This is a genomic window from Porphyromonas sp. COT-239 OH1446 (assembly GCF_000768875.1).
Taxonomy (GTDB): domain Bacteria; phylum Bacteroidota; class Bacteroidia; order Bacteroidales; family Porphyromonadaceae; genus Porphyromonas.
Genome location: NZ_JRAO01000016.1, coordinates 1 through 12,814, shown reverse-complemented (window position 1 = coordinate 12,814; position 12,814 = coordinate 1). Strand labels below are relative to the sequence as shown.

Annotated in this window: 9 protein-coding genes; 1 reads left to right on the top strand and 8 read right to left on the bottom strand. The window is 55.3% G+C overall.

The window, feature by feature from the left end; translation table 11 throughout:
• Positions 1-7: 7 nt before the first annotated feature.
• The 6 genes from HQ37_RS04340 to HQ37_RS04315 form a co-directional block, all read right to left on the bottom strand.
• On the bottom strand, positions 8-1,147 hold the full coding sequence (locus tag HQ37_RS04340) for a glycosyltransferase family 4 protein (RefSeq protein WP_036880973.1): 1,140 nt from the start codon (positions 1,145-1,147) through the stop codon (positions 8-10).
• Positions 1,144-2,331: a hypothetical protein gene (locus HQ37_RS04335; RefSeq protein WP_152566788.1), complete on the bottom strand. Its 1,188-nt coding sequence runs from the start codon at positions 2,329-2,331 to the stop codon at positions 1,144-1,146. Before HQ37_RS04335 ends, HQ37_RS04340 begins: the two co-directional genes overlap by 4 nt.
• A gap of 100 nt (positions 2,332-2,431) precedes the next feature.
• Positions 2,432-3,451 carry a glycosyltransferase family 2 protein gene (locus tag HQ37_RS04330; RefSeq protein WP_235264636.1) on the bottom strand — a complete coding sequence of 340 codons (1,020 nt, stop codon included), beginning with the start codon at positions 3,449-3,451 and terminating at the stop codon, positions 2,432-2,434.
• 32 nt (positions 3,452-3,483) lie between these two features.
• Positions 3,484-3,861, bottom strand: a complete 378-nt coding sequence (locus HQ37_RS04325; RefSeq protein ID WP_052080757.1) for a MerR family transcriptional regulator — start codon at positions 3,859-3,861, stop codon at positions 3,484-3,486.
• Positions 3,862-3,889: 28 nt separating this feature from the next.
• Complete coding sequence (locus HQ37_RS04320; RefSeq protein WP_036880967.1) at positions 3,890-4,876, bottom strand: type I phosphomannose isomerase catalytic subunit; 987 nt, start codon at positions 4,874-4,876, stop codon at positions 3,890-3,892.
• 36 nt (positions 4,877-4,912) lie between these two features.
• Positions 4,913-6,451: a GH3 auxin-responsive promoter family protein gene (locus HQ37_RS04315; RefSeq protein ID WP_036880965.1), complete on the bottom strand. Its 1,539-nt coding sequence runs from the start codon at positions 6,449-6,451 to the stop codon at positions 4,913-4,915.
• 529 nt (positions 6,452-6,980) lie between these two features.
• On the opposite strand from HQ37_RS04315, the gene HQ37_RS04310 reads away from it, so the two are divergent.
• Complete coding sequence (locus HQ37_RS04310; protein ID WP_036880962.1) at positions 6,981-9,482, top strand: TonB-dependent receptor; 2,502 nt, start codon at positions 6,981-6,983, stop codon at positions 9,480-9,482.
• 94 nt (positions 9,483-9,576) lie between these two features.
• Here the strand turns inward: HQ37_RS04310 and HQ37_RS04305 are convergent, their stop codons facing one another.
• Positions 9,577-10,968 carry a DUF5723 family protein gene (locus HQ37_RS04305; protein WP_036880960.1) on the bottom strand — a complete coding sequence of 464 codons (1,392 nt, stop codon included), beginning with the start codon at positions 10,966-10,968 and terminating at the stop codon, positions 9,577-9,579.
• The gene (locus HQ37_RS04300) at positions 10,968-12,548 is read right to left on the bottom strand and encodes a hypothetical protein (protein WP_036880958.1); all 1,581 of its coding nucleotides are present in this window, start codon (positions 12,546-12,548) and stop codon (positions 10,968-10,970) included. Before HQ37_RS04300 ends, HQ37_RS04305 begins: the two co-directional genes overlap by 1 nt.
• Between the last annotated feature and the right edge of the window lie 266 nt (positions 12,549-12,814).

The window sequence follows — 12,814 nt, the reverse complement described above, 5'->3', positions numbered from 1 at the left end:
CTATCATTCAATTCTTTGAGATTCGAACGAGTGCCTCGAAGAGCTCCAGCCACTGAGGCATAACCGTCTGCATGCGATAGCGGCTCGAGGCCTCGTGGGCGGCTCGGCCCATGTCTCGCCGCAGCTGTTCATCAGCCATCAAGAGACGAAGCCTTGCGGCGAACTCTTCCTCTCTACCCTCGGGCACGAGGTAGCCATTCACCCCATCCGCGACGATATCCCTCGGACCACAAGGACAGGTATAGCTCACAATAGGGAGGCCAAGGGCTTGGGCCTCCAGGAGCACCATGGGCAGGCCCTCGTAGCGAGAGGTCATCACATAGATTGAGCTCGAGAGATATTCTCGCATGATCTCTCGGGTAGGTGGATGTAGCGTTAGAGATTCGCCGAGGCCGAGGCCCTTTAGACGCTCCTCCAAGAGCGACCTCATAGGGCCATCACCATAAATATCCAAACGCCACGCAGGGAAATCCTTGTGAATCATGGCCCAAATATCTAGAAGAGCCTCAAAATTCTTCTGGTAGTCATACCTTCCTGCCGCAATGATGCGACAAGAGGTCGTATCTGCCTGCTCTTGAGGTTCGAAAGGAAGGGGATTGGGGATAACACAGATATTCGGGAGCTCTCCCCAAAGAGCTCTATCCTCCTCTGTCAAGACGACAAAGCGGTCGTAGCCCTTGACGGCCTCAGCATCCTTACGTGTGCGCCAAAGGTCCACCCATCGCCAAAGACCTCGACGGCCATACTGTAGCCTCTTGAGCTTGGAAAAGTGGTATTCGAGCACCTTACGAGAGCCATCCTGGATCTTTGTCAGGAAAAAGGCCTCCTCCCCAAACATAGAGACCACAACGTCCGCCCTGAGGCGCATAAGCAAGGCCTTCAGACGCTTCTCGTGGCGGTAACGCTTGAGAGGATAATCTCGAAGTTTGAGCCAAAGGCCCTGCCCATTCTGCTCTTCGTGGTTAATATCTAGATTATATAGCTGGACGCGATCATCTAGGTTGAAGAAGGGCTTCCTCCCTCTCTGATCCGTTGTGATGATATGCAGGTCGTACCCTTGATCTACTAAATAGTTGGCCTTGAGCGTCAATACCCGCTCCATCCCCCCTGAGTTGTAAAGGGCTGGGATACAATAAACTATCCTCATGCTGCTTCTAGGACTTCGATGTTTGCCTCTCGGCCACTGCCTAGCCACTTCTCCCTTTCATCCTCAAAGGCTAAGAAGAGGGCATAGATAAAGAAAAGGTCTGTAGCCACCTTGATCCAAATGAGAAAGCTAAGAGAGAGCAAGACAATAAACATGTACTTATATCTTCTATACTTACGGGCAAAGAAGAATGCACAGTATAGAAACAAAGAAGAGAAAGTGATGAAGCCTACCAAGCCCGAATAGAGAATTAAGCGACAATAGCCAATATCGGTAGAGAAAGAGAAGAAGCCGAAAGTCCCATAACCAATCAGCCAACCTCTCAGATCCTCTGGCCAAATCCACATGGTGGTGTTTAGCTTCTCTGTCGAGTCTGTTTTCCATTCCCCTTGCTCCACCCAACTGAAGAAGCCCTCAAAACCATATCGGAGCTGATCATGGAAGAATTGGTCAGTATTATATAGATAGATCATAAGAGCTGTTCCAAGTATGGCAACAGAGGCAAAGATACGGTATGACATCAAATTATCTCCTTTGATCATCAGACGATGTAAGCCTGAATGCAAAACAAAAGGGAGGAAAGACAGCAGTAACCCTACCGTCGTGGTACGGGACATCATGTTACCCAACGTCGCCATAATCCCATAGCAGAGTAACAGGGTTATATTTTGAAGTTTATTCCGCTTTACCTCTTCATCCAAAACCAGGACAAAGCCAATCATGATTAGCACAACCGCAAACCTAGTCCCCGCAGGGTCAAGCGAAGCCCCGATACCATAGAGACGGTTCACTTCATTGAGAAAATGAGCTCCTTGGAAGATCCACCTATCGACAAAAAGCTTGACCATATCATTACGATCGATGATAATGGCAATGATGCACTGAGCGGCACAAACTACCGAGAGATATAAGGTCAGCAACCTGATCGTAACCTGTCCGTGCATCTTGCGGATCATCGCAACGACAGATATAGCCCCAAAAGCCCAAACAAAATAGGAGGTAATATAGTTGGCATAGCTATAGTCCAAGGTATCATTAACCTCGATCGTTACCAGGTTGATGACCGAATAGAGGGCAGCGATAAAGGCGGAGACTAGATATTCCTTACGAACCTCATACTTACGAGTATTGATCACCTGAAGCCCAACGATGACTAGACCAGCCAGGGCTAGTACCATCTTCATATTGACACTTGGGGCGAAAGTAAAGGCAAAGGGAAAATAAAAACAGCTTACAACAACCCCGGTGGAGAATATCCCTAATGCTTTGAGCATAGACAGTCAGTTATCGGTAAAGTATTTTATAAAGGATGCCCGTGATGAGCCTTCGATACAGCCTAACAGCCCACCATTGCCTGCGAGCCGCAGCCATCTGCAAAAGCTTGGTACGTAGAGGTAAGGCATCGTTGCTCCAAATGTATGGATTAGCCTCAGGGTACCACTCCGACCAGCGTACCAGGTCTGCATCGTCGTTTGAGAGGAGCAGGGGGAGCTTGAGCGAAAGTTTGAGATACTGCAAGAGCTGCATAGCTCCTGTCCCCTGGGTATGTCGCACATACTGCTCCAGCTCTCTAAGGTTGGCATCCACCTGCGCCCACTGGGCAGCAGTATAATGCTGAGTTTGCGCCTCAGCATTGGTCTTGACGTAATGATAGAAGGGCTCATGGATGATCGACACCTTTTCTGCTCTCAAAAAGACCTTGCCCATAAACATCATATCCTCACCCATATTCCTACCGGGGAGGAAGCGTAGAGGCTCACCTCTCTCGATCAGAGAGCGGCGAATGAGGAAGAGCCAAAGATTCCATTTCAGTCGTCCCTTACACATTTGGGTATAAGCCTCCCTACCCGAACAGACATCAGCTTGATGCAATCTGCGCTCCGAACTGTTATAGGTCAAGAAGCATTCACAGCCAATCACATCCGCCTCGATACGCTCCGCCTCCTGTACCATACGCTCAAGAGCATCGGGTTCAAGGAAGTCATCAGCATCCCACGAATATAGGTACTCTCCCGTAGCATGTTCGAGGGCTGTATTTCGGGCTTGGGCAACGCCTCGGTTCTCTGCGTGGCGCAAGAGAAGGACTCTCATCCCGAGCTGCTGCAATGCCTCTCGATGCGCCTCCACAATCAAAGACACCTCGTCAGGGCTGGCATCGTCCACGAAGATCAGCTCCAAATGCCGATGCGTCTGCCGACAGATCTGCTCTATGCAGAGAGGCAGCAGGGAGGCTACACGATACATCGGGATAACAACCGAGACCAAGGGCATGACGTATGCTTTGTTTTGAGGGGTTAATGACACTTCAAAGATAGTTAATCTCCGAGATACAAAGACTACACACCCTGCTCGGGATGCTCAGATACATGGGATTGCTGGAGGAGGGTGGAGCGGGCCTCGAGGAGGCGATCCCGCAGGCGATAGAGCCGCTCGAGGGTTTGCTCTCGGGTCTCGAGGCGTTTGCCCTCGAGGCGAAGGGCTTCCTGAGCCCCCAGGATCGTGAGCTTCTTGTCTCGGAGCAAACGCTTGATCGTGCGCAGGATCTCGAGATCTCGGGCGGCGTATTGCCTCGTTCCTCCAGGGGTTGTCCGAGGTCTCAGCTGAGGGAACTCCTCCTCCCAGTAGCGCAGCGTAGAGACACTCTCCTGGAGCATCTCCGAGACTTCCTTGATCGAATAGAAGTGCTTGGGGCTGTAGGTTTTGAGCCTAGGCATAGGGGAGGAGGAGGTCAGCTCTCGAACTTTAGGGGACGAAGGTCTCCATCAGCTTGCACTCACCCTCTGGACGGAGGGTAATCTGCCGTGCGGAGGCAGGGACTAGGACGCTCTGCCCCTGCTTGAGGCTAAGGCTGTAGCCCCTGTCATCTGCAAGGGTGAACTGGCCCTGCATGCAGATATAGATGACGAAGCTGTCAAGGTGAGCGAAGTCCCGCTCGAGGGGCTTAGTGAGCTCGAGCAAATTCGTCTCGAAGTAGCGGCACTGCACTAGAGGGACGACCTCGTCCTGGGCAGGGGTGTAGCTTGTGCGGTAATCCTCGTGCAGTGTGTAGTCGATAGCATCCTTGGCCAGATCGGTGTGGAGCTCTCTCCTATTGCCCTGGGCATCGGTACGGTCATAGTCATAGATGCGGTAGGTAACGTTGGAGGTCTGCTGGATCTCGGCGACGAAGCATCCTGCTCCGATAGCATGCACTCGCCCAGCGGGCAAGAAGAAGACGTCGCCAGCCTTGACCTGATAGGGCTGTAGGGCATCCATGATCGTCCCCTCCTGGATGCGGCGAACGTAGTCCTCGGGCGAAGACTGCTTGGCAAAGCCACTATAGAGCATGGCCTCGGGCGAAGCCTTGACAACGTACCACATCTCGGTTTTGCCGAAGGAGTTGTGCCGCTGCATCCCGAGCGTATCATCGGGGTGCACCTGGATGGAGAGGTTGGCCTGGGCGTCGATGAACTTAATGAGCAGAGGGAAGCGGTCGCCGAAACGCTCACGCACCGAGCGGCCAACGAGCTGATCGCCGTAGAGGCTCATCAGTTCGTCAAGGTTCTTACCCTTGAGCGGGCCTGCATCGACGACAGAGTAATTGTCGGGCACATGAGAGATCTCCCAGCTCTCGCCGATGGTGCGGTCGTCTGGGGTTAGGCCCTTGAAGGGGCGAATGTCTTGTCCTCCCCAAATGATCTCCTTGAGCATGGGCTCGAAGGTAAGGGGATAAAGCTGTTGCTGATCCATTGGAATATAATAATGATAAAGTAGTTGCGAAGGTCTCTACGCCTGCTGAGGTATCATAGCCAGGAGGTCGTCGAGGTATTTGCGGTTGTTGCTGAGGCGGGGCACCTTGTGCTGCCCGCCGAGCTTGCCTTGCTGGGCGAGCCAATCGTGGAAGAGGCCTCGAGGGGCAGGCGTGATGCACAGCTCTCGAAGGGTCATATCCATATAACGCTTGGCCTCATAGTCTGAGTTGAGCTGACGCAAATGGCCGTCCAGGATGCAGGCGAAGCTCTCTAGAGAGGCTGGGGCCTGCTCGAACTCGATGAGCCAATCGTGCCGTCCCTTGCCCTCCTGCATGAAGAAATGAGGCGCAGCCGTATAGTCAGACACCCGAGCACCCGTCTCGGCGCAGGTCAGGGCGAGGGCTTTGTCGGCATTGGCGACCATGAGTTCCTCGCCGAAGGCATTGATGAAGTGCTTGGTTCGGCCCGTGATCACCAGGCGATAGGGATCGCAGGAGACGAAGCGTACAGTGTCGCCGATCAGATAGCGGTATAGCCCGCCAAGGGTGCTGAGCAGGATGGCATACGAGCGGCCCGCCTCAACCTGCCACAGGGGCACGGCCGCCTCCGGGGGGCAAATGGGGCTCTGCGTCTCGTCGATGAGCTCGACGGGGACGAACTCGAAGAAGATCCCATAGTCCAACATCAGAAGCATGGCCTGTAGACTAGGATCGTCCTGGATAGCAATGAAGCCTTCGCTGGCGTTGTACGTCTCCTCGTAGCGCATCCGAGGGTTGCCGATGAGCTCTTCGTAGGCCTCTCGATAGGGGGCGAAGCTAATCCCTCCATGGAAGAAGACCTCAAGGCTAGGCCATACCTCGGCGATCGTCGAGGCCTTGGTATAGGCGAGGATCTCCTTGAGCAGTACCATCAGCCACGAGGGGACGCCCGAGATGCTGCCAACCTTGGCATGGGCAACCTCCTGGACGATGGTGCGCATCTTGGCCGTCCATTCGCCCATCAGGAGCGTCTTCTTGCTGGGCACTCGGAGCATCGAGCCGAGGCTGGGCATGTGCTGCACGAGGATGGCACTCAGGTCTCCCGCCGAAGAAGAGCTATTGAGCGACATCGGGGCATGGCTGCCTCCGAGCACGAGGCCCTTGGTGGCGAAGAACTGTGTATCGGGATAATTGCGCATATAGAGCCAAAGGGCATCGCTCCCACCTCGGTAATGGCAATCGTGCAGGTGGAGATAGGGCACGGGGATGAACTTGCTCTTGTCATTGCTCGTCCCGCTGCTCTTAGCATACCAGCGGCAACGTCCTGGGACAAGGACGCCTGCCTCGCCTGCGACCATACGCTCGACGTCGGCCTTGACCTCCTCGTAGCTCTGTACCGGGGTGCGCTCAGCGTACTCCGTGTAGCTCATGCCGGCGGTCAAGCCATGGCGACGGCCAAACTCCGTCCGAGACGCTTGCTGTAGCAGCCGTCTAAGCTGGCCAAGCTGAATATCCTCAGCCGCACCCCGATAGGCTTCGATGGCCTTGATCCGTCTCTTAGCGAGCTGATAGACGAGCTTTGATCTTATATCCATAGTTCAAAGGGCAATGATTCGTTGGCACAAAGGTAGTCAATCGCCTAGACTTCCTGATCACCTGCCTCGAGGGGTGGGAGGGCTGGCCGAGGGCCTCTGAGGGGAGGCCATCCGCCCACATATCCGCCTATATATATGTAGGAAGAGAAGGGGGCGAGGGGGCACAAAATGGGGTCAATACGCCCTCGATCCGAACGGCGTGCGGAAGCCCCAAAATTTCTGTGCGCAAGGAAATAAATTTTCGTGCGCACGAAAATATTTTTTCTTGCGGAAGAAAAAATATTTTCTTCCGCAAGAAAATTTGGCCCTCTCCGCAAGGGGATGTATATTCGCCTATAACAGCGAGTTAGCTCATTGGCTCGAAACGCCCCTCCAAGGCCCTCAAAAGGAGGCCTCAGAGAGGGGCTAAGGCCTCCCCTTCACCGTCCGGGGGATCACCATTTGTCGGTATTTTCGTCAGGATAGGATCACAAACCATAGAGAACAAGGACATTTCGGTATCTTTGCGCCATCAAAATATTCAAATCCTATGAGATTTCTAAAACATTTTTCCCTGCTGACAGCCCTCATTGCGTTCTTTTCGCTGGGGAGCGTCCAAGCACAAACGTCGGCCCAGGCCCGCCTGGTCGGCACAGTCATTAACCATCAAACTCAGGAGGTCATCCCCTTCGCCGTCATCAAGATCAAAGGGACGACGCTGGGCACCTCGACCGATGCCAACGGAGCGTTTCGCCTTACGGACATCCCAGCCGGGACGTACACGGTAGAGGCCAGCAGTCTCGGCTTCGCTCCCGTCGAGCAGCGTGTCCGACTGGAGGCTGGCAAGACGCGCCACCTAGACCTCTACCTCGACGAGCAAGCCCTCGAGCTCGACGGGCTGGTCATCACCTCAAATCGCCAAGAGACTCGCAGACGAATGGCTCCAAGCCTCGTAACGGTACTCGGTAGAGACCTCTTCGCCAAGACTCACTCGGAGAATCTGAGCCAAGGTCTGCGCTTCCAGCCAGGTCTACGCATCGAAGACAACTGTCAGAACTGCGGCTTTAACCAAGTTCGCATCAATGGCCTCGAGGGGGCTTACTCCCAGATCTTGATCGACAGCCGTCCTGTATTCAGTGCCCTAGTGGGTGTCTATGGGCTCGAGCAGATCCCAGCCTCGATGATCGAGCAGGTAGAGGTCATGCGAGGTGGTGGCTCGGCCCTCTTCGGTTCGAATGCGATTGGTGGCGTGATCAACATCATCACGCGCGAACCTCTGCGCTCGGAGGCACAGCTAACGCAGACATTGACCACCTATGACCGCAAGGTGGGTGGTTACTCAGGGCCTCAGAGCACAACCTCCTTCAACGTCTCTCTCGTCTCCGAAGACCATCGTGCCGCTATCATGGCCTTCGGTCAGCAGTCCGCTCGTGCTGGGCATGACTACGATGGCGATAGCTTCACCGAGCTGCCCGAGCTCCGCAACCGGGCCCTTGGCTTCCGTGCCTATTACAAGATGGGGCTTTATAGCAAGCTCTCGGCCGAGTTTCGCTCATTACACGAGCATCGCCGTGGGGGCGACAGGCTAGAGCGACCACCCTTTGAGGCACAAATCGCTGAATACCTCCAGCACTTCATCAACGGTGGTAGCATACGCTACGATTTGGGTTCAGAGGACGACCGCTATCGCCTGAGTGCATACGCCTCGGCACAACAAGTCCACCGACACAGCTACTACGGCGGAGGAGACCTCGTCGATGGGCAACTCGACAAGCTACGCAAGAATCCTGCCAACGATGCCATCAAGGACGAAATCTTAGCCAGCCTGACAGCCTACGGACGCACGAAGGGGCTAGATGTACAGACGGGGGCGACTTGGCTCTATCGCCTACCCATCAAGCTAGATCTGACCCTAGGGGCAGAAGCAACCTTCAGCTCAATCAACGACCAGAGTGGCTTCCGAGCCAAGGGAATCGATCAGCTAAGCAAGACCTACTCACAGTTCACGCAGCTCGAGTATCGCTCGGATCGTTGGACGTTCTTATTCGGCGGTCGCCTCGACTATGTGCAGATGCTACAGGCAGGCAAGCAGTCTATCGACCCACTGCTCATCCTAAGCCCACGAGCCAACCTACGTTACAATCCGATCAAGGATCTGAGCCTGCGCCTGACCTATAGCGAGGGCTTCAGAGCTCCTCAGTTCTTCGACGAAGACATGCACGTCGAGCTGGCAGGGGGCGAGCCCGTGTCTCGTGTCCTCTCCCCCACGCTGCGTGAAGAGCGTTCGCGCAGCTTCAGTGCCTCGGCAGACTGGTACTTCACCAGTGGCTCTTGGCAATATAATCTGATGCTCGAGGGCTTCGCCACCTTCCTGCGCAATCAGTTCATCGCCTCGCCCATAGAAAAGGAGGTCGATGGTGTACGCCAACGTACGATCGTCAACGACAGTAAGGGTGTTGCCAAGGTCTTCGGCACAACACTCGAAGCAAAGATGGCCTATCGCCGCCTCTTCGAGGTGCAGATGGGTATGACCCTACAACGCAGCCGCTACGGCACACCACGAGTATTTGTCGACGAAGATGTTACCATCGGGCAGAGTGAAGTCAGAAGCCAAGACTACGACCGCACCCCCAACCTCTACGGCTATCTCTCGGCTACACTTCGTCCGACTAAGCGTCTGAGTCTAAACCTCTCAAGTACCTATACGGGGCCGATGAACGTCCTGCACGAGGCCTACGAGGGGATCGAGACTATGCCTCAGCACGATGGCAAGGGACACTTCGACATCGTGGAGGATGGTCAGCGTATGCGAGGCGTACTGCCAGGCTATGCGCACATCGCTCGCAGTAAATCCTTCTTCGACCTGAACCTCAAGCTGGGCTACGAAGTCCCTCTGACCTCAACCATCACGCTCGACCTCTCGGCCGGAGTACAAAACATCCTGGACGCCTACCAGAAAGACACCGATATGGGCCCAGGGCGAGCCTCCACTTATGTGTACGGGCCAACTCTGCCTAGACGTGCCTTCGTCTCGGCCACGCTCCGCCTATAGGCCTCCTCGAGCGACAGCTCAAAAGTAAGGCCCAAAAGATATGTCCCCGAACCCTCATTGCTGGGTTCGGGGACATATTTGTACTTAGCACTCCTTAGAAACGCAAGGAGATACCAGCCCGAGCGTGAAAGAAGTGTAGGTAGAGCGGATTGAAGGCGAAGATATTGTCGAAGGCTGCATAGACCTGAAACTTCCGTCCCAAAACAAATCCGAACCCCAGGTTGATTGGCGAACCATTCATAGAACCCAGGCTCACATGCGTGGCGAAGCCCCTACTGGGGCGCAACCCTGCCGAGAGGGAAATATCGGGTCGCCAACGACCGAGCATGCGACTCGTACCGAACATCGTCCCAAGGGTCAGCCAACCAAGAGGTTTATACTCTGCCGTGGCATGGATCTTGGCCTCAAGACCCGAGACGAGCGAACGAACCCTACCCTCTGAGAAATTATCCTGGAGTGATCGACTGATCATCTCTAGGGCACTATTGATTCCCCTGTCAGCGCCATCAGGCTTCTGGACGAGGACTTCGGACACATCCACCCCACGGTAGACAATGGCCTTGTCGCCCCTAAGATCCTCCTCGAGGGTGTGGCTCTCGCCCCAGCGAACAAAGCCGAGATCTCGGACAGAGAGCCCCACACGCCAGCGGTCATCGATCGTATAGATCGCCCCCAGGTCGAGCCCCAAGCCATAGTTACCAAAGGGGTCAAGACCTACAGGGATAGGCCTGTCCCAATCTATTCGGCCATCCTTCTGTGGCAGGGCTCGACCTGTATGTACATAGAGGATTTGGTGCGCCTCGACCTTGAGCTCGTCCCCCGTGGGAGAGGTGTAGAGGCTTACCCTACTCTTGGCGAGCTCAGCATAGGTAAGACCCATGAGGACCTTCAGGCGAGCACCTAAGCTTAGGCGACGGCTCTCTAGGAGCATATCCGTCGAATAGCCCAGGGCGAGCTGCCCTAGGGCAAAGCCTCTAGAGCGGCCCAGCTCGAAGTGCCTCCATTGCCCCAAATGACCTCCATTGCCCTCTAGGAGTAGGTCAGCGAAGCTCCCATCGACCTCACTGAAGACCTCACCCCGCAGGCTTAGCCCCATCGAGAAGAAGCCTATGCGGGTGTGCAGCCCCAGGTGCAGCAGGCCAAGCTGATACGACGCCCCAAAGGGTTTGTCCTTCATGCCCTGCAATAGCCGATCATAGTGCAGGTGGTAGGGCGAGCCTGGCGCACCAGGGCGAGAGAGTGCGCTGGCTAAGGAGAAGGGGGAGGAGAGCGAGAGACCCGTCTCGCCCAGGGGAAGGCCGATCACAAGACGAGCATCCTCGGGGGTATAGGCGGGATTGAGGTCTATGCGGGAGAAGTCCGCCCGGGAGGTCATCAACGTAGCCTCGGAGATCTGAGCATCGGCCCTCTGTAGAGAGAGCCCCAGCATGAGGATAAGGCCTAGGGCTATAGGACAAATCCTTGAGGATATGGTCAGGGGGTACATTAGGGCTTCTTATTTAGAGAGACAACGACTTTGAACTGTATATCTTGGCTAGCCCTGAGCTCCACCCACTCACCTGAGGACTGGGCGTAGCCCTCGAAGCGGATATAGCGAGCATCGGGCAGGAGGCGCAGCTGTCGGGTAGTAACTCGGATACTGAGCTGACTATCCTGCGGCTGCACCCCATCGGCACTGGGCTTGAGGTCGAAGTCCAGGGGGATGAGGCCATCGCTCAGCGGCTCACGCTTGGCATTGAGTAGCATAAGGCTCGAGATCTTGAAGCCTATAGGCAACTTCGAGCGCACATCGAGGTTGATGAAGCAGCTCTCCAGGAGGCCCTGCCCCTGGTTGTCCACCTCTGCCCCTGCGTTCAGCTTAGGGATCGGGAGGTTAAGCTTGATGGGCAGGCGGTCGAACTTCATCCTCAGTGGCACATCCAGCACGAGAGAGAGGTCGATGAAGCTATTGCGATCGAGGTATATCGCCGAGCGAGAGTAGTCGAGGGTAATGGAGTTGAGCGAGAGACCCGTCTTCGACAGCCCTCGCAGCATATCGTCGAGCTGCTCGGCATCGAAGGAGAAAGTCTTGGAGGCCTCTTGGTCGATCGAGTTGAGACTGACGAGCGGCAAGGTGGGACGTAGACGCAGGGTCTTGCCCTTCTTGTTCGTTAGGCTGATGTCCGCCGTTGCGCTAAGGCCCATTCGCCCCCTATGGCCCAGCTCGAGGCTGAGACTGCTACCCTGCAGGGCTAGATCCTCCAGGACGCCCCACTCCTCGAAGTCGAAGACGATGGGCTTGGGCAGTCGGATCTCCGCCTTTTTGCTGAGCCGCCCCTCGAAGAGCTCGACCTTGAGCTCCCCCAGGGAGAGCTTGAGCGAGGCGATCTGTGGCAGGACTTGCCCCTCCTGCTTGATGCCTATGATCTCTGGTGAGATCCGCCACTTGAGATGTAGCCGCCCTGAGGGCTGCTTGCCCAGGAGGATGTAGGGGAGCTTATAGCTCGCCTCCAGACCATCACGCTGGGTATCGAGGGTGATCTGTATAGGGTTGCCCAACTGATCTTTAGCTCCGACAAACTCGATCTTGTAGCGCAGGTACAGGGGTAGATCCCCTGCCTCAAGGGCGAGATCGAGACTATAGGCCAATTGGTTGATCGTCTGCACCTCCTCGGGCAGGGCGACCTCGACCTCGATAGTACTGGGAGCGAGACCACGCTCCTGGGCGATCACCTCGGGCGAGACGGGCCGACCAGCCTCCGAGAGAGGCCAGGAGATCACCTGCCCCTGCTGCTCACCTCGGGGCTGAACGAGCTCGAGCAACTGGGCTCTGTAAATCGAGGCAAACCGCTGGTGTAGCCTCAGCAAGCCATTCGGGTCGGCTTGTATCACTTGACTGCGCTGGGCGTCTTGCCCGATCAGTATATCTCTAAGGTTAGCTGTGCCATGCACTGCTGGCACGACCCATCGAGGCGGCTCATCAGCCACGAGCTGCAGGCCATCCTTGAGATCCGTAGGGCTGTAACACCCAGCAAGCATCGCCACAAGGAGGAGGGCGATGAGGGAGTAAGGAGCTTTTCGCTTCATAAGGAGCAGGAGTATAGAGAGTGAATACTGGGGGCTGAGGATCTTCCTACGAGCTTATCGGGCGAATCCTATCCAACTGTCCACAAAGGCCATAAGCTCATGTCCTCCAAGCCCTATCGAGACAAAGATAAGAAAAAGCGGGTTCGCTACACGACAGTACAAAAGAGCAATGCCCTAGTGCAGGTTCAAGTATCAAGTGCAAATTTACTTTATAGCAGCGAAGAATACTTTTGCTGGGGATTTGAAACCCAACTTTTCTCTAGGCC

Excerpts from the sequence above, each read along its gene's own strand:
- HQ37_RS04340 (WP_036880973.1), bottom strand. The coding sequence starts at position 1,147 with ATGAGGATAGTTTATTGTATCCCAGCCCTTTACAACTCAGGGGGGATG.
- HQ37_RS04335 (WP_152566788.1), bottom strand. The coding sequence starts at position 2,331 with ATGAAGATGGTACTAGCCCTGGCTGGTCTAGTCATCGTTGGGCTTCAG.
- HQ37_RS04325 (WP_052080757.1), bottom strand. The coding sequence starts at position 3,861 with ATGCCTAGGCTCAAAACCTACAGCCCCAAGCACTTCTATTCGATCAAG.
- HQ37_RS04320 (WP_036880967.1), bottom strand. The coding sequence starts at position 4,876 with ATGGATCAGCAACAGCTTTATCCCCTTACCTTCGAGCCCATGCTCAAG.
- HQ37_RS04315 (WP_036880965.1), bottom strand. The coding sequence starts at position 6,451 with ATGGATATAAGATCAAAGCTCGTCTATCAGCTCGCTAAGAGACGGATC.
- HQ37_RS04310 (WP_036880962.1), top strand. The coding sequence starts at position 6,981 with ATGAGATTTCTAAAACATTTTTCCCTGCTGACAGCCCTCATTGCGTTC.
- HQ37_RS04305 (WP_036880960.1), bottom strand. The coding sequence starts at position 10,968 with ATGTACCCCCTGACCATATCCTCAAGGATTTGTCCTATAGCCCTAGGC.
- HQ37_RS04300 (WP_036880958.1), bottom strand. The coding sequence starts at position 12,548 with ATGAAGCGAAAAGCTCCTTACTCCCTCATCGCCCTCCTCCTTGTGGCG.